Source organism: Kitasatospora sp. NPDC043950, assembly GCF_056435345.1.
Genome location: NZ_JBWKER010000052.1, coordinates 39,141 through 55,710, shown reverse-complemented (window position 1 = coordinate 55,710; position 16,570 = coordinate 39,141). Strand labels below are relative to the sequence as shown.

Genomic DNA, 16,570 nt, shown 5'->3' with positions numbered 1-16,570 from the left:
CTGGCCGGTGTAGGTGCAGGTCCAGCTACAGGTGTTCTGGCAGGGCCGCAGACCAGCGGCCTCCTCCTCCCCGTCCAGCGCCTGCAGCGCATCGACGTCAACGGTCATCGTGTTCACCTCCCTTCAGGCAGAAAACTCACCGTCCGACCGACCCGACATCACTGGCCGGTGTAGGTGCAGGTCCAGCTACAGGTGTTCTGGCAGGGCCGCAGACCAGCGGCCTCCTCCTCCCCGTCCAGCGCCTGCAGCGCATCGACATCAACGGTCATCGTGTTCACCCCCTTTCCTGAAGGTCGTCGCAGATGACGCCGGCCGTACCGGCGTCGCACGGCCCGAATGGCCGTGAGTCTCTGGTCCCGCGGTCCCGAGCGGTCCTCACGCGTTCCCGGGGCGCTGGGAGAGGAACTCCACCAGCTGCTCCCGCAGGTGCGCGCCCGCGAGGTTCTCCAGCGGGGAGTGTCCGCCGCCGGGTACTTCGGCGTAGCGGAAGTGGGTGCCCTCGCTGCGGCCGGTGTCGAGCAGCCGTTGCCGCAGCTGCCGGGACTGGTCGACCGGGATCGTCCGGTCGTCCGTGCCATGGACGATCATCAGTGGGGTGCGGATCCGGTCGGCGAGGGTCCACAGGTCGCGGGGGCCCAGTCCGTCCTCGACCTCGGTCCGGCCGCCGAGCCGGTCGATGAGCGCACGGACCGCGGGCGACGCCTGAGCGTGCAGCCGGGCGGCGGACAGGAAGGGGGCGACGACGGCGCAGCGGGACCACAGCTGCGGGTCCGCGGCAGCCGCCAGCAGGGCGAGATGGGCACCGTAGCTGACCCCGTACAGCATGGGCGGTGGCGCCGATCCGGGGCGCCCTGCGGCGAGGGCTCTGACCAGGGCGCGGATGTCGGCGAGGTCGGGTCCGCCCCAGGCGCCGTGCAGGGCCTCGGCGTGCGCGGCCCCGTAGCCGGTGCTGCCGCGCTGGTTCGGGGCGACGACGGCGATGCCGGCGGTGGCGAGCCGGTGCAGCACCGGCTCGTATCCGAGGTCCCAGGCCGCCTCGGGCCCGCCGTGCAGGGCGACCAGTACGGCGTCGGCGCTGCGCCAGTCGCCTTGGCAGACGGCCTCGAACTGCCCTGCGGGGCCGGAGAACCGCTCGACTCGCGAGCGTCCCGCCGCCTGGCTTCCGGCTGGGGCCCACTCCGTCGTGGCCTCGGGCGAGAGCACCGCGATCTCGGCCGGGCGGTCCGCCGTGGAGACCGGCACCAGCAGGCCACTGCGCCCCCAGCCGGCCACCTGCTGGACCGCCCCCGCCGCCAGCGGCACCTCCGTGAGCCGGTCCTGGCGCAGGTCGTAGACCAGCAGCCGGGCCCGGGCTCCGCGGAGCACTCGCAGGGCCACCCGCTCACCGGCCGGGTCGAAGGCCAGTGGCAGGACGGCGCCGTCGATGGTGTTGAGCCGCTCGGGGGCGCGCAGTCCGGCCGGATCGGCCAGGGATCTCCACGCCAGCCGGCGTCCCTGTGGCGTGTCGGTCGCCATCAGCAGCAGACCGGAGGACGGGCTTGCCAGCAGGAGGGCGTCGCCTTCCCGGCCGGGCGCGCAGGGCAGGTCGTGGTGGCTGCCGTCGGTGAGATCGACGAGTACGGTCCGGGAGCGGCTCTCGTGTCGCAGGGCCACGCCGAGCAGCCGTCCGCTGTGCTCCAACCCGCAGATGCGGCCGACCGTGCCGGGCAGGGCCGCGACCGGCTCCCACCGCAACGGACTGTCGAGCACCCGGTACAGCGTCGACCGGCCCGGGCTGTCGGAGCGGACCGCCAGCGCCAGGGTGCCCGGTTCGGCGGAGGCGACCAGACGCAGCGCGCGGCACTCGACGGTGAGGCGCTCGACGGTGAGGCGCTCACCGGCCCGCCCCGTCTCCGGGTCGGCCAGGACGAGTTCGTGCCGGCCGGCCGCACCACGCAGTAGCAGGAGTCTCCCGTCCTCGGTCGGCAGCGGCTGGGTCCGCAGGGACTCCTCCAGCGCGAGCGTCCGGCGCCGGGACGACGGCCCGTCGAACGACCGGTGCTCGGGCACCAGGCCGCCCTGCGAGCCTGTCGTCAGGCACGCAGCATGCTCGGCCGTCGCGGAGAAGGCGAAACTCGTCCGGGTGGCCGGCAGCGCGGGCACCACGGGCAACTCGGGCGCGCGGCTCGGAGCCGGGGTCCAGGTCACCATGCGCCGGCCTCGATCCCGACCGGCTCGTCCGTCGGCACGGAGAGTGCGAGGGAGTCGGGCAGCCAGAGCCGGGTGCCGCCGTGCCGTAGCCGGACCAGTGCGGCCAGCATGCCGGCCGTCCCACCGCTGTAACCGGCCGTCACCTCGGTGTTCGACTCGTCGGGCAGGAGCAGGAGACCGTCGCGCAGCGTGTGGCGCGCGTGGGCACAGGCGACGAGTTCCGCCGCCCGCTGGCGGTAGTCCGGGTCGTCCAGGGCGGCGGCCAGGTCCAGCAGGAACTCCGCGTTGCCCGCCAGTCCGTGGCAGGCCGCCGGAGAGAGCTGCCACCTCCTGCGGTACACCTCTGCTGCGGCCTGTTCGGCCAGGTTCCGGTAGCGCTGGTCGGCGGTGGCGGTCCAGAGCCTCACCAGGAAGGTCCCCACTCCCGAGGATCCGCTGCACCAGTAGGGCGGACGGAAGGGGGCGTTCTCGTCGTGGTCGCCCTCGGGCCACCAGGCCGCACCGTCGCCGGTCCGCGCTGCCGCCACCAGGGTGTCACCGGCACTTTGTGCGAGTGCCAGGAAGTCGTCCCGTCCGGTGGCCTGGCCGGCCAGCAGGAGAAAGGTGCCGATTCCGGCGACGCCATGGGCGAATCCCAGGTGCTTGGCTCCCGCCATCGCGGAGTCGAAGTCCTTCGGAACGGGCCAGAGCGTTCCGGACCGGCCCGGTTCGGCGGCGGCCACCAGCCCCTCGGCGGCCTCGACCGCCCGGGCCAGGAAGTCCGGCTCGCCGGTGGCCTGCCAGAAGTGCAGCTGTGTCAGACCCGCGCCGGCCGCGCCGTGGCAGACGTCGGGGTTCGGCCAGCGCACCGGCACCGCCCGGGCCAAGCGTGCCGCGGTGTCGGCCAGCTTGTCGTCGTCCAGCAGCCGGGCTGCGTCCAGCAGTGCCCAGGCGGTGCCGGAGCGGCCGAAGTACAGGCCGGGGAGCTGTGGTTCGTCCAGCCGCAGACGGCCCGCCGTCCAGTCGGCCGCCTCGGCGACCCCGGACCTGAGCCGGGGGTCCGTCCGCGCGACGTCGGCCGCGGTGAGCACCGCCAGGACCCCGGCGGCGCCGTGCTGCACGTTGAGCGGGTCGTTGAGGGCGGCGAACCCGTCGGCGGGCCACAGCCGCGGCTGCCCGGCCGGGGTCATGGTGTCCAGCAGGTGGGTCAGCCCGTCGGCCAGGACCCGCTCCTCGACGTCCGCCGCAAGGACCGGGCGTGCCGGTTCCCCGGGAAGCTCCGGCCGGCCGGACCGCAGTTCGGCCAGGAGCTCGCGCAGCCGCTCCAGGCTCCACCGCTGATCGACGGACTCCGCCATCAGCCCGAGGATCGCGGGGGCGAACGGCCGCGCGACCGGGTTGTCGGCAAGGGCCCGGGACACCAGAAGGGCCAGACGCTCGCCGTTCGTGCGGGTTGTCGGGCGGTCCGCGGCGAGCACCGTCTCGGCGCCACTCGCCAGGTGGAACAGGACCGCGCCGAGACTGAACAGGTCCGAGGTGAAGTCCGGCGCCGGGCCGCTGTGTTCCGCGGCCACCACCTCGGGCGCGGCATACCCCGGGGTGTAGGCGCGCTGGACCTGGTCGCCCGGTCGAACGATCATCTCCAGATCGATCAGCCGCAGCGCCCCGTCTCGGGTGAGCATGAGGTTGTTCGGGTTCAGGTCCCGCAGCACATGGCCGGCGGCGTGCACACGCTCGACGATCGTCACCAGCTGCTCGACCAGGTCCAGCAGGACGGCGCTGACCGGCGCGGGATTCGCCACCACCCAGTCCCGCAGGTTCTCTCCGTCCACGCGTTCCTGGACGAGGTAGAGATTGCCCCCCTGGGTGAACACGCCGAACGCCTGCGGGCACACGCCCAGGGGTGCCAGCGCCGCGTGCATCCGCGCCTCGTGCTGCAACAGGTCGCCGGCGTCCGTGCCGGCGACGGTCGACCCGACGTGGCGTCGGGCCTCCTTGATGACGACCTGCCGATCGGTCTCCCGGTCCGTGCCGTAGTACACCCCGCCCTTGTAGGTGTGCCGGACGGCCGAGCGCACCACGTAGCGGCCGTCGAGAAGGACGGCGGCCGGACGGCTCGCCGCCTGCGGCTGCGAACCGGGCTGCGACTGCGGCTGCGGCTGCGGACCGGGCTCCGGCCGCTGCTGCGGCCACGGCGACCGCGCCCAGGCCGGTGGCTTGAACCGCGCCAGGCGGAGGTCCCTGACCAGAGCGCCGTCGGGGGTGCGCAGCAGGGACTCGACGGTGCCGTCGTTGCCGAGCTGCGTCGTGCCGGTGAAGACGCCGTAGCGGTAGTGCACCAGGCTGCCGGGGCGGTACGGCCGGTCGGAGAGGATGCCCGGGCCGGGCAGCCCGCGGGTGGCGTGGTGGAGCTCCTCGGCGAGTGCGCGGAAGTGGTCGTCGTCATCCGGATAGACGGTGATGAACTTGCCACCGCCACCCCGGTCGTAGCTCGCGGAGACCAGTTCGGTCACCCGGTCGAGAGTGCCGGCGAACTTGAACGAGGCCCGCCCGGCGACCAGGACCTCTGCGGCCTTGAGGAGGACGATGGGCGCGGACAGCGGGGTCGCCGAGAGGTGCAGCTTCCACCCCTGCGCCGGGATGGTGCGGCCCTCCGGAGTGACGTGGCACCAGAACGCCCGCGAACCGACCGTCCAGCCGCGCGCACCCCGCCGGTGCAGGACCGACGCCACGAGGTCCGGGAGCAGGTCGGAGTCCTCGTCGCGGACCGCGCTCGGCGTCGCTCTCGTACCTGTCATCAGCGGGCCTCCTGCGGCGGTGGGGAGCGGCGGTGCGGGGCGGCGGCGGACCGCTCTGCTCCGTTTGCATCACCGATCCTTCCGGCGATCCGCCGGCCCGGCATCGGGGCGGCCCACGTAGGTTCCGGTCGGCGACCGGGCGAATCCGGCCGGCGGGCACGTAGGTTCCCGGACCGGGCCGTTCATCGCCCGGTACCCGCAGGCCGGTCGCGGGGTCAGGCACGGGGTCAGGCACGGGGTCAGGCACGGGGGGAGACCTCGATGGCCAACCGGCAGAGCGCCGCACGGTCGGGACTGCCGGTCTTGCTGATCAGCGTGGCCATGTGCTTCTCCACCGTGCGCGGCGAGATGGACAGCCGCCGGGCGATGTCCTGGTTGCCGGGCCGCTCCACGAGCAGGGCGAGGATCTCGTACTCGCGAGCGGTGAGGCCCTGCGCGCGCAGCTGGGCCGGGATCCGGTCCCACCCGCTGCGGCGCTGGGCGACCGTCGCGCCGCTGCGACGCAACAGGGCCCGACAGGCGCCCGCCACCGAGGGGATGTCGTGGTCGTGGAAGTACTCCTCGGAGGTGCGCAGCCATGCCACCGGCTCGCCCCAGCCGTCGGCGATCGCCGCCTCGGCGACCAGCCGCAGTCCGAGGTGATGGGCCATCGGGAAGAGCCCGGCACTCTGCTCGGCCCTACGGACGGCCAGGGCGGCCTCCTCGGCCCGCCCCTCCCGGCCCAGCAGGACCGCGTGGGCCAGCAGCAGGAACTGCCGGTTCCAGACCAGCCCCGCCGCCGGGGCGGCGGCCACGGCTTCGTACTCGGCCCGGCCTGCGGTGCCCGCGAGAACGTCCAGCAGGGGGCCCAGCCCGTACCGTCCGGAGAGGTAGAAGACGTTCGGGTGCCGCTCCTCCCATGCCGCCGCGGCGGCGAGTTCGGTGACCGCCTGGATCCGGTCCTCCTCCAACAGCGCGCAGATCGTGCGACAGAGGCCGAGCATCACCGGGGTCAGGAAGGACTCACCACCACCGGACTGCCGGAAGAGCAGCAGCTCGTGCTCCATCTCGCGGCGGCGTCCCGCGTGCGCGGCGAGCGTCGCCGAGGTGAGCAGCAGGTAGCGGTGGGTCCCGAGGTCGCTCATCCGCGCGCTGGCGTCCAGGCAGCGGTCGATGGTCTCGCGCGCCTTCGCGCCGTTCCCGGTGAGCACCGCGTTCATCGCGAGCAGTGCCTCCACGCGCTGGGTCAGCATGATGGCACCCAGCCCTCGCGCGGCGTCCCGCGCCTGTTCGAGCGTGCGGGTGTCACCGGTCCGCATGAAGCTGTTGGCGCCGAGCCGCAGCGCGGCCTCGATGCGCCAGACCGGCAGGCTGTGGGTCTCGGCGACGGCCAGCATCCGCCGCAGGCACTCGTCCGCGTCGTCGAAGCCCCGCTCCCGGGCCAGCAGCGCGAGCAACTGCCAGGCCTGGCAGGCGACCACCGGAAGCCCCTCGCGCTGCGCCACCGCCGCCGCCTCCAGGGCCGACCGCTCGGCGTCGACCATCCGCTCGCCCTGGCCCGGGAGCAGGGCGAGGTGCCCCTCGACCACGGCCAGCGCGGCGGTCTGCTCGGGGCCGGCGCAGCTGTCGAGGAGCGCCCTGGCCGCCGCCACGTGCGCGATGGTGTCGGCGCTCCGTTCCGCGATCACGGCGGCCCAGGCGAGCCGGGTGTGCAGCGCTATCCTGCGGTCGGTGCCGAGAGACCCCGCCCCGACGGACGGCAGGGTGTCCGCCGAGGCGAAGGCGCGGTCGAGTTGACCGGCTTCGGCGAGGGCGGACAGCAGCGCCTCCGTGATGTCGGTCCGGTCCGCCTGGTCGGCGAGGTCGTGAGCGCGCTCCAGCAACCGGACCGCCGACCCCGACGTGCCGTCGGCCAGCGCCCGTCGGCCCGCCTCCGCGTACGCCAGCGCCGCCGCGGCCTCGTCCCCGGCGGCGAGACGGAGCCCCGCGACCACCTGACACCGGCCGTCGGTCAGCTCGGGATCGGCCTCCAGCAGCGACGTGGCGGCCTGGCGGGCGATGGCCGCGCGCTCCGCCCGGGGGAGGTTCGCCAGCAGCGCCTCGGCGGTGAGCGCGTGCCGGAACGCGTACTGGTCCGTACCGGCCCAGTCGGGGACGAGCAGGCCTGCCTCGACGCCGGACCTGAGATGGGCGAAGAGGGTCTGTTCGTCGTGCCCGGTGATGAGCCGGAGCGTGCCGACCGAGAAGCGGGCGCCCAGGGTGGCCCCGATCAGCAGGAGTTCCCGCAGCGCGGGGTCCAGCAGATCGATCCGGTGCCCGTAGCTCTGGACGACGCTCTCCGGAACGGTCGCGGAGAGGTCGCGGACCACGTGCCAGCCGTCGGCCTCCAGGCGGAGCGCCCCGGAGCCGACCATCTCCTTCAACAGTTCCTCGATCAGGTACGGGTTCCCGTCGCCGCCCTCGGCCAACCGGTCGGCCACGGCCACCGGTACCTCGTCGACGGGAACGGCGAGGCAGCCGCCGGCGATCGCGCGGACGTCCGGCGCGGCCAGTGGGCGCAGTGGGAGAAGGGAAGCCGTCCGGCGCCGTTCGGCCGCGCGGGCCAGGTCGAAGGCGGCCCCGGGTTCGGGGCGCAGCGTGGCCAGCAGCAGCACCGGCAGTCCGGCGATGTTGTCGACGAGGTACTCGACGACGGCGATCGTCTCGGTGTCCGCGTCGTGCAGGTCCTCCAGCGCCAGCACCATGCCCGTCCCCCGCCCGAGGACGGCGAGCAGGCGCAGCAGCGCCTCGGCGAGTTCGACCACGCTCTCGGGGTAGCCGGGGACGGTGGTGTGCCGCCATTCCGGAACGACCCGGGCCAGGGCCGGACGGTAGGGTTCGAGCTCCGCGTCCTCGGGCGGCCCGCTGGTCCGGAAACGGGACGACAGCGCCTCGACGAGCGGGCGGAAGGGGGTTCCCGCGCTCGTCGGGCTGCCCCGGCCGCGCAGGACCGGCAGGCCCAGGTCGGCGGCCTGGCCGCAGCAGTCGCCGAGCAGCCGGGACTTGCCGATCCCGGCATCTCCCAGCAGGAACACGGCACGACCCGCCCTCTCTCGGAGCGCCGTCAAGGCGCCGCTGAGCTGGGAAAGTTCGGCTTCCCGGCCGATGGTGACCGACGAGGTTGTACGCATACCGCGCAGGTTACTGGAGGGTTGTGACGGTCCGACAGGAGTGGATCAAGGGGGGTTTCTCACACCCGGCAGCCGGTGCGACCCTGTCGGAGGCACCGGCTGCCGGTCGGCGGATGCCGGCTACCGGCTCACCTCGGGGCCGCCGGTGAAGGTCATCGTCGGGAACTGGTGGGAGAACCGCACGCCGTCGTGCGCGGCGAGCAGAGCGGTGCGACGGGCAAGCCCGCCGGCCGCCCGGAGCCTGATCTCCCCGGCGGGGTGATCCACGGCTTCGCCCTGCCGCATGCCGGGCTGCTTCCACTGGCGGACCAGATCGGGGGTGTTCATGGTGTTCGGCCGTTCCTTTCCTGAGGCCACGGCGTCCACGATGACGACCGGGGCGTGATCGGCGGCTGCAGCAGCAGCGCCGAAGCTGTTCGTTCGGGGGCGGCGAGCCGCAGCAGACCGTGTCCGATACCGGCGAGCCCGGTCAGCAGGCCGGGTGTGCCGAGCCCTCCAGGGGTGCCGCAGCGCGGTCCGCTCCGGTCGAGCGTCTCCAGCAGCGCGCCCGCGCGCCGGTTCCGCACGGTGTGCCCAACGGAGTGCTCGGCCGTACCGGTGAGCAGTTCGAGGGCGCCGAGTTCACCGTGGCAGAGACTGTGGTTGGGCAGTGGGTCACCCAGCGCGAGCACCCTGACCGCGCTGTCGACGAGCTCAGTCGGCCCGGCTGCGCTGTCGGAGGCCGCCAACGCGATGCCCGGCAGGCCCGTGCACCAGGAGTGGTCCAGGTCCTGCCCGACCGCCGCCCGCAGGGCGGCCAGCCCCGCCTGCTCGTACCTGGCGCCGCCGCCTTCCGCCGCGAACCTGAGCAGAGCCCAGCCGATGCCCGCCGATCCGGTACCGAAGCCGGGGGCGGCGGGGAGGGGGCGATCGGCGAGGCGGGCCGCGCACAGCTGCGCACCCTGCCAGGCTTCGGCGGAGCCGGTGGCCGCGTGCACCGAGAGCAGGGCCGCCAGGCCGCCGGCGGTGCCGTCGAAGACACCGGACGCGTCCTCGGCCCGGGCCGCAGCGGTGGTGAGGGCCGCGGCCGGCCCGATCCAGCCGCGGATCTCGGCGTCGTCCAGGGTGGTGGACACCTGGGTGAGGCCGTAGGCGATACCGCCCAGACCGGCGAAGGCCCCGGACCCGACGACACCGAGTTCCTCCGGGTGCTCCGCAAGCCGCTCCAGCAGGCGGGGCAGCGGCCGCAGAGCACGGCGGGCCACCTCCGCGTAGCGCGCCTCGCCGGTGAGGCCGGCGAGTTGCGCCAGGAAGAGCGCCACCCCCGGGTAGCCGGCGCCCAGGTCGGCACCGGACGGTCCGACCCGCCAGTACCGGTCCGCGAGGAGTTCGAGCCCGAGCCAGTTGATGCGCGTCCCGCTTTGCTTCGCCCTGTCCACCAGCTGGTCGCCGATGCCCCGGGCGGCGGCAAGCAGCCGTGCCGGATCCAGGGCGGATCCGCGGGCGGGCCGGGGAGGAAGCCCGGGCGGGGCGCCGACGCCGTGGGCGGAGGCGGTGGACCTGCCGGCCATCGCCGCCCGGACTATCCACTCCTGCTCGTCGCGGTCCGTTCGGCCCATCGCCCGGATCTTGTCCGACACCCGGTCCAGACCCGGCCGGTCGAGTACGCCGGGCAGCCGGCGACCCGTGCCGCTCCAGAGGTCCGACGAACCCGGCCGGGTGGTGAACAACGGGATGTCGCCGTCCCACAGTTCGGCGATCTCCTCATCGAGCAGCGCGGGCCAACCGGAGGCTTCGAGCGCGTCCGTCCCCAGGAGGCTCAGGATCTCGTCCCGGTCCGCCGCGTCCCGCAGGACGTCGGGGTGGGTCGACTCGTCGAGCAGCGTCGCGTAGACGAGGCTGGCCCGGGCCACCACGCGCACCTCGTCCTCCGCGAACCCGCGCAACAGGCCCTGTGGTCCCACGAGTTCGTCCCGGCCGGCCTCGATCGCGCGGTATCCGGCGCGGAAGCCTGCGACGAGGGCCTCGGTGTACCCGGCCGGGTCCGCTTCGGCTCCGTCGAGCAGGGGGCGGTTCCCGGCGCCGGTGATCTCTCCGGCCCGGCGGACCAGTCTCATCTCGTCCGTACCGCCGGCCGCCCAGTCCACACCCTCCACCGGTGAGCGGCGCCCCGCGTCACCGCCCAGGCCGGAGACGTCGACCGCCGTCTCGTCGCCGAGCAACAGACGCGGCAGCAGGCCGCTGCGGTACACCGAGGACTCCAGCGCGCGAGCCGCCGGATCCTCCTGCGCGTCGGCCGGGACGCACGGATGGAAGAGGGTCTCGACGTCGACCAGGACGGGTTCGTCCTCGCAGGCGATCAGGTTCTCGAAGTGCAGGTCGGTGCCGTCCAGTGCGTACAGCAGCGCCAGCCACGCCCCCTGCCGGAGGTAGAACCGCTCCAACTGCCGCTCCGCCGTGCAGGAGCCGGGCGCGACGAACTCCACCCAGCCGTACCCGTCACGCTCCAGCAGAGCGAGGACCCGCAGCCCCGGTGTACCGGGCCGCGCGTTGAACCAGCCGACCAGCTCGTTGAAGCGCCCGTGCACGCGCAGCGATCTCGGCTTGTACACCACCCGGGTACCGTCGGCGAACCGCAGCACCGCGACGCTGCGCCCACGGCGGTGCCCGTCGCCCGTGGTCCGTTCGACCGCGACCAACCGCCCGGGGTCGGCGCCGGCCAGCAGGGTGGCGACGATGTCGGCCCGGTCGGCGGCGAACCGGTCGAGCAGTTCCGCCAACGCCGAACCGCCGTGGCGGCAGGCCTGCGCCAGGAGGCGGGCGAGCACCGGGTACTCGCCCAGCAGCGCGGACAGCCCGTCCTGACGTCCGGCCAGAAGCAGGAAGCTCCGGAACCGGTCTGATGGTGCCGCGCCGTCGAGGCGGCCCGTCACCCTCGCGACGTTGAGCTCCAGCACGAGGGTGCGGGCGGCCAGTCGGGCCAGCGCACCGGCGAGCTGTCGGACGAAGTCCGCCCGGATGGCCCGGAGGTCGGCCACGGCGTCCGGCAGGACGGTCGGGAGTCGCACTCCGGCCAGCTCGGCGAAGGGCGCCAGCACGGCCGCGAAGCCGGTGATGCCCGGCAGCTCCCCGGTCGGCACGCGCGGCGCCGACTCGGCGCGGGAGAGGGCCGATTCGGCGCGGGAGAGGGCCGATTCGGCGAACTCGGCCCACTCCGGCCGCTGGCCGCAGGGCAGTTCGGCCGCGGGTACGCCCCGCAGCCACCAGGCGCCGTCCGTGGTCTCCGCTGCTCCGACGTGCTTGTCGATCATGATTCTGAGCCTCCCAGCCGATGGCAGGCCCACACAAGCCGATTCCGTTGCCCACCGGACCATCAGGATCGAGCACCTGCTCTCGTGTCCGCCGCCCCTGTTCCTGCCTCAACTGCTGACTCCGGGTGGCCGGGATCGGCCGCCGCCCCGAGGGTCCGCGGGAATGGTACGTTCGCCCCATGACCCTATCTGGAAGATATAGCGAGGATCCTCACGCCGCCGACATCGGACTGCCGAAGCTCACGCCCACGGGATGGACGGTGCTCGGCTTCCTGTCGCTCAGCTCCCGCAACGGCTACCAGCTGCGGCAGGCCGTGCAGCGCTCCGTCGGGCACTTCTGGGGTGTGAGCTACGGCCAGCTCTACCCGCAACTGAAGCACCTGGAGGCGAACGGCCTGATCGCCGCGGACGAGCCGGCCGCCGAGCGGGGCAGGCAGACCGTCTGGCAGCTGACCGAGCAGGGCGCGACAGCCCTGGACGGCTGGCTCAGCCTCCCGGCCCAGCCGGCGCAGCGGCGCGACGAGGGCATGGTCAAGCTGTTGTTCAGCGACCACGCCGGTCCACGGGCGATGTTGCGGCTGATCGAGCAGCGCCGCGACGAGGCACGCAGGCACCGCGATCAGGCCACGGCGACCGTGCCCGGCGCCCAATGGCCCGAACAGACCGAGCGCAGCGCCGACACCGTCCCGGCCACCTGGCTGGTCCGTGCCCACACGATCGCCCTGGCCGACGCGGAACTCGCCTGGTGCGACCAGGCCCAGGCCCTGATCGCCGAACAACTCGGCGCCTCCAGCGAGTCCGACGATGTCCGCTGACCGCGACCGGCCCGGGCGGCGACCACGCGACGTGACCGTGATCCGGATGCTGCTGCTCTTCACGGGCGTCGCCACCGTACTCAACGGCCTACTGGAACAGAACCCGACCTACCCGGCCACCACCCGGGGTTTCGGCGTGTTGCTGGCCGTCTTCGGCCTCGGCTGCTGGTGGACGGTCTGGCGGCTGCGCCGGCCCGGAACACGGCTGTTCGGCCGGTTACTGGTGCTGCTCGGGCTGCTCGCGGCGATCCGGGTCTACCAGGCCCTCCGGTTCGGCAGCGCGCTGCCGGCGGCCGGACTCGTCCTGCCGCTGCTGGCCTACGGGCGGCTGCGCAAACCTGCGGTCCGCCGCTGGCTGGAGCAGGGCGCCGCGGACGGGCCCGCGACACAGCGCACAGCAGCCGGTCGGGCGCCGCTGCTGCGCCGATGGGTGGGGGCGCTGGGCGTGCTGGGTGTCACCGTCGCCGCGCTGGGCGTGCTGACCGGTGCGGGCGCCGCCGCCGCGCTGATGCCCTGCGACTTCCCCACGCCCGCGGTGGGCGGATTGCAGCAGGACCAGACCACCGCAGCCACGAACGCCGACCCGACCGGGCGGGTCGCCGCGACCGACGGGGTGCCGCTCGCGTACCACGCGTACCTCCCCGCCGACCCGGTCGCGAGCCTGGTGTTCTACCACGGCTCGGGCGCCAACAGCGCGGCCGGGTACCTCCCGCTCGGCCGCGAACTCGCCGACGACCACCACATCGCGACGTACCTGGTGGACATTCGGGGCCACGGCGCCTCCGGCGGCCCGCGCGGTGACGCGCCGACGCCGGAACAGGTCTGGCAGGACACCCGGACCATGGTCGACTTCGTGCACCGGCAGCAGCCGAAACTGCCGCTCTTCGTCGGCGGCCACTCGGCCGGCGCCGGCCTGGTACTCAACAGCCTCGACCGGATCGACGACCAGGTAGCCGGCTACGTCCTCCTCGCCCCGGACTTCGGCCTGCACTCCGACACCGAACAGGTGAGCGGCGGCTCGAACTTCGCCACCGTCTGCCAGCGCGCCTTCGTGGTCAACGCGGTCAGCAACCACGTGCTCGACGGACACACCCCGGCGCTCGGGTTCGCGTACACGTCCCAGGAGGTCCAGTCAGCGAAGCTGGTCCCGCGCTACACGGTGAACATGGCACTGGCGCAGAACGCCGACGACAGCGCCGCCGTGCTGCGCGGCCTGACCAAGCCGCTCGGCGTGTGGATCGGCGCCCAGGACGAGGTGTTCAACCCGGCCCGGGTGATCGCCTACGCGGCACAAGCCGGCCGCCCGGCCGACGACACCTTCCAGACCGTGGCACATGACAACCACCTCGGCATCCTGACGGACGGCGCCGCCTCGATCGGCCCGTGGATCGACCATCAGGCCGGCCTCCGCCAGCGGTGATCCCTCGACGGCGGGTCAGGGCCTCGGCAGACCGGCAGCAGAGGAACTCCGCCTCACTGCCCGGGAGTTGCGATGACCCGCCGTCAGTCGTCGCGCCGGTCACCGGGGACCTCAGGACAACCCACGGCCTCGGGCGCCGACACCGCCCGAACAGCGGCCGCCCCACCGGCCGGTTCGCCACCTGGCCACCGCCGGGCGCTCGGACCGGATCAGCCGAGACGGGACGTCCCGAAACATCGAATTCGCACACCTCATCGCCCCCGGACGGGCAGAGTGGGAACCCGATCTGCCGAACAGTCGACCTGGAGGCTCCCGTGCTCGACCTCTCCCGCGAGGAACTACCGGAACGGCACCAGGAGTTGCTGGACGTCCTAGTGACACGGCATGACCTGGCCACCGAGCGCCGCCGTAACACCTCGTTCGTACTCCTCGACCACGACGGACGTCGCTTCGCCGTCTGTGAGTACGGAGCGCACTGGTACGAGGAAGGCGTACCGGTGCACCTGGCAGTCGACCTGACCACGGGCAGCCATGTGTCGATCACCGCCTACCGCGCCTCCGCCATGTGGCCGGGAACGTTCTGGTCGTTCTTCGAACCCGGCCGCGTCCCCTCCGACGACCCGGTGCGGGCCTGGCTGGCGACCCCGGCGGCTGCCCCCGGGCCGCGCCCGAGCGTCGCCGTGGCGTGGCCGGACCAACTCGAACGGTTCTGCGCTGCGGAGCTGGTCCGCACCGACCAACCCGAACTGCTCGCACAGGCAGAGCTGGTCGCGGACCCGGAACTTCCCGAGGACCAGACCACACTGGTCCGACGGCACTCGGCGGCGGCACTGCCGTACGCCGTGCTGTTCCGCCACGAGGACGCGCTGAGCATCGTCAACAAGCTGATCGGCAGCGGCCGGGGCTGCCCGCTCCCCGAGCTCTGAGCTTGGCGTTCATCGTCGCAGGTCGAGTGACCTGCGACGATAAACGCCAAGCTCAGAGCGGGAGCGGAACTCAGGGTCTACCAGTCGGTGCCGATGTTGGTGCGGTTGCCGAAGGTGCTCTGACCGGTGCCGGGGTAGAAGTACATGTCCCCGGTCGATCCCTGGGGGGCCTGGACGGCGGCGAGGTCGGTCCTGCCATCGGCGTTGAAGTCACCGCCGATGAGGTCGCGCATGATGTTCCAGCCGGTACCGGCGTTGATCGGCGCCGCGAAGGAACCGGCGCCGTTGCCCGGATAGACGTACAGATTCCCGTCAGCAGTGCCGACCGCGGCGATGTCCGACTTACCGTCACCATTGAAGTCACCGCCGGCGAACTTGCCCAGGGTGTTCCAGCCGGTACCGGCGTTGATCGGCGCCGCGAAGGAACCGGCGCCGTTGCCCGGATAGACGTACAGATTCCCGTCGCCAGTGCCGACCGCGGCGATATCCGACTTACCGTCACCATTGAAGTCACCTCCGATGAGGTGGTCCAGGTTGTTCCAGCCGGTACCTGCCGACCACGGCGCGCCGAACGCGCCGGCGCCATTGCCCGGATAGACGTACAGATTCCCGTTGGCGGTGTTCACCGCGGCGAGGTCGATCTTCCCGTCACCGTTGAAGTCACCCGGTGTCACGTTGCTGACCGTGTCCCAACCGGTACCGATCAGACTCCGCTCACCGAACGTACCGACACCGGTGCCCGGGTACAGATACATCTTCCCCGTCGCCGCGTCCACCGCCGCCAGGTCGGTCTTCCCGTCACCATTGAAGTCAGCCGACGCAAAACCCGTCATCCCCACCGGAGTTGCGGGGCTCTGGCCGATGGCGTTGACGATCTTCTGCGCGTCGGCCGCCTGAACCTGGTAGAGGTCGGGATAGGCCGACTGCTGGACGCCTTGGCAGACCTCGCCGATCGGCTTGCTCTGCCAAGTGTTGTTCGGATACGTCGAGAGCATCGCGCTGATGAACTTGCGGGTCGTCGTCGCCGGATCGAGCCGCTGCGCGGTGGTGCCCCACGAGGCCCGCTGCTGGAACAGGCCGACACTGTCGTGGTCCTCCATGTTCAGGTTGTTCCGCAGGGTGGATTCCACGATCGCCGTGGTGATCGCGATGACCTCGGCCTGCTGCGGTAGTCCGTTGGCCCGCACGGTGTTGACGATGGCCCGGGCGCAGGACATCCGGTACGCGTTCATCGCGTTCCGCAGGCTGCCGGTGAGCTGTTGGTTCAGTTGGGCGGCGGCGGTGGTGTCGGCGGAGGTGATCGTGCCGCAGGACACATCGGGCAGGGTCGCGTGCGCGGGGCTCGTCGCGGCCATCGCCCCGCCGGCCAGCACCGCACTCACCACGAGGAGTTGCAGGGCATTGCGCACAGCCTTCTTCATCGTGAAATGTTTCCTTCGTTCGCGGGTCGGATGTGTCGTCGCCAGAGATCCGGGCCACGACAGGTCTCGAGGGCACTGAGGGAATTCGCCTCGACCGTGCGCCGGACAGGGCATGGACGAGCCCGGTGTGCAACACGTGAGAGCAGAGTGAGAACGCCCCGGTCCGGCGACCGCCCCGGCCGCGCGGCGCCGTCACGGCGACGGACGCGGCGCCCGGGCCGGTGACGTGCGGGTGGGCCCGAAGTGGGCTGCTACTGCCGGCCCATGGTGTCGATGCTCACAAGGGGCGGCGTCGGAAGCGGGGTGGCGGTGACGAGCGGGGTGACGAGGGCGGCGACCGCGGCGGCCTTCGCGATGCGGGTGCGGATCATGGCAGGGCTCCTTCGGAACACACGCGCAACAGGAGGTGGTCCGGATCCGGTGCGTCCCGCGGTGACGCTGCCCCGGTTCCTTTCGGCTGCTTGTCGCTGCCGTTGGGTACGATCCTGCCCTCTGGCCAGTGGCCCAACTAGGGGTCCGCGCTGGCCTGAACCGGCATTGGCCCAAGCCGTCCACCGTGGTCGGATGCGGACGCCCAGTGCC

Annotated in this window: 11 protein-coding genes; 3 read left to right on the top strand and 8 right to left on the bottom strand. The window is 72.8% G+C overall.

All coding sequences use genetic code 11. The features are described 5' to 3' along the window. The 7 genes from AC07BF_RS29505 to AC07BF_RS29475 all read right to left on the bottom strand — a co-directional run. Positions 1-108, bottom strand: a 108-nt coding sequence (locus AC07BF_RS29505) for an ALQxL family class IV lanthipeptide (RefSeq protein WP_363586623.1), incomplete at its 3' end; no start/stop codon positions are given. A gap of 50 nt (positions 109-158) precedes the next feature. Further along, positions 159-269, bottom strand: coding sequence for an ALQxL family class IV lanthipeptide (locus tag AC07BF_RS29500; protein WP_363586623.1), 111 nt, complete (start codon positions 267-269; stop codon positions 159-161). A 106-nt stretch (positions 270-375) separates the two neighbouring features. Continuing rightward, positions 376-2,190, bottom strand: a complete 1,815-nt coding sequence (locus tag AC07BF_RS29495) for an alpha/beta hydrolase family protein (protein ID WP_363586624.1) — start codon at positions 2,188-2,190, stop codon at positions 376-378. Then, positions 2,184-4,967: a class IV lanthionine synthetase LanL gene (lanL, locus tag AC07BF_RS29490; RefSeq protein WP_478318635.1), complete on the bottom strand. Its 2,784-nt coding sequence runs from the start codon at positions 4,965-4,967 to the stop codon at positions 2,184-2,186. The genes AC07BF_RS29495 and lanL overlap by 7 nt, the downstream gene beginning before the upstream one ends. Positions 4,968-5,206: 239 nt before the next feature. Next, positions 5,207-8,116 (bottom strand): helix-turn-helix transcriptional regulator, encoded by a 2,910-nt coding sequence (locus AC07BF_RS29485; RefSeq protein ID WP_363586626.1) that lies wholly within the window; start codon positions 8,114-8,116, stop codon positions 5,207-5,209. 120 nt (positions 8,117-8,236) lie between these two features. After that, positions 8,237-8,443 (bottom strand): hypothetical protein, encoded by a 207-nt coding sequence (locus tag AC07BF_RS29480; protein WP_363586627.1) that lies wholly within the window; start codon positions 8,441-8,443, stop codon positions 8,237-8,239. Further along, positions 8,440-11,406, bottom strand: coding sequence for a type 2 lanthipeptide synthetase LanM family protein (locus tag AC07BF_RS29475; protein WP_478334139.1), 2,967 nt, complete (start codon positions 11,404-11,406; stop codon positions 8,440-8,442). The genes AC07BF_RS29480 and AC07BF_RS29475 overlap by 4 nt, the downstream gene beginning before the upstream one ends. Before the next feature lie 179 nt (positions 11,407-11,585). Here AC07BF_RS29475 and AC07BF_RS29470 point away from each other — a divergent pair, with 179 nt between their 5' ends. The 3 genes from AC07BF_RS29470 (at position 11,586) to AC07BF_RS29460 (ending at position 14,567) form a co-directional block, all read left to right on the top strand. Then, complete coding sequence (locus AC07BF_RS29470) at positions 11,586-12,221, top strand: PadR family transcriptional regulator (RefSeq protein WP_478334138.1); 636 nt, start codon at positions 11,586-11,588, stop codon at positions 12,219-12,221. Then, positions 12,211-13,641 (top strand): alpha/beta hydrolase, encoded by a 1,431-nt coding sequence (locus AC07BF_RS29465; RefSeq protein WP_478334137.1) that lies wholly within the window; start codon positions 12,211-12,213, stop codon positions 13,639-13,641. Before AC07BF_RS29470 ends, AC07BF_RS29465 begins: the two co-directional genes overlap by 11 nt. Positions 13,642-13,955: 314 nt before the next feature. Then, positions 13,956-14,567, top strand: a complete 612-nt coding sequence (locus AC07BF_RS29460) for a hypothetical protein (RefSeq protein ID WP_363586631.1) — start codon at positions 13,956-13,958, stop codon at positions 14,565-14,567. Between the two features lie 77 nt (positions 14,568-14,644). On the opposite strand, the gene AC07BF_RS29455 is transcribed toward AC07BF_RS29460, so the two are convergent. After that, on the bottom strand, positions 14,645-15,988 hold the full coding sequence (locus tag AC07BF_RS29455) for an FG-GAP repeat domain-containing protein (RefSeq protein ID WP_478334136.1): 1,344 nt from the start codon (positions 15,986-15,988) through the stop codon (positions 14,645-14,647). Positions 15,989-16,570: the final 582 nt, after the last annotated feature.

What these genes read in the sequence shown, in the direction of transcription:
- AC07BF_RS29470 (WP_478334138.1), top strand. Translation starts at nt 11,586, where the DNA reads ATGACCCTATCTGGAAGATATAGCGAGGATCCTCACGCCGCCGACATC.
- AC07BF_RS29495 (WP_363586624.1), bottom strand. Translation starts at nt 2,190, where the DNA reads ATGGTGACCTGGACCCCGGCTCCGAGCCGCGCGCCCGAGTTGCCCGTG.
- AC07BF_RS29455 (WP_478334136.1), bottom strand. Translation starts at nt 15,988, where the DNA reads ATGAAGAAGGCTGTGCGCAATGCCCTGCAACTCCTCGTGGTGAGTGCG.
- AC07BF_RS29465 (WP_478334137.1), top strand. Translation starts at nt 12,211, where the DNA reads ATGTCCGCTGACCGCGACCGGCCCGGGCGGCGACCACGCGACGTGACC.
- AC07BF_RS29475 (WP_478334139.1), bottom strand. Translation starts at nt 11,406, where the DNA reads ATGATCGACAAGCACGTCGGAGCAGCGGAGACCACGGACGGCGCCTGG.
- AC07BF_RS29480 (WP_363586627.1), bottom strand. Translation starts at nt 8,443, where the DNA reads ATGAACACCCCCGATCTGGTCCGCCAGTGGAAGCAGCCCGGCATGCGG.
- lanL (WP_478318635.1), bottom strand. Translation starts at nt 4,967, where the DNA reads ATGACAGGTACGAGAGCGACGCCGAGCGCGGTCCGCGACGAGGACTCC.
- AC07BF_RS29500 (WP_363586623.1), bottom strand. Translation starts at nt 269, where the DNA reads ATGACCGTTGATGTCGATGCGCTGCAGGCGCTGGACGGGGAGGAGGAG.
- AC07BF_RS29485 (WP_363586626.1), bottom strand. Translation starts at nt 8,116, where the DNA reads ATGCGTACAACCTCGTCGGTCACCATCGGCCGGGAAGCCGAACTTTCC.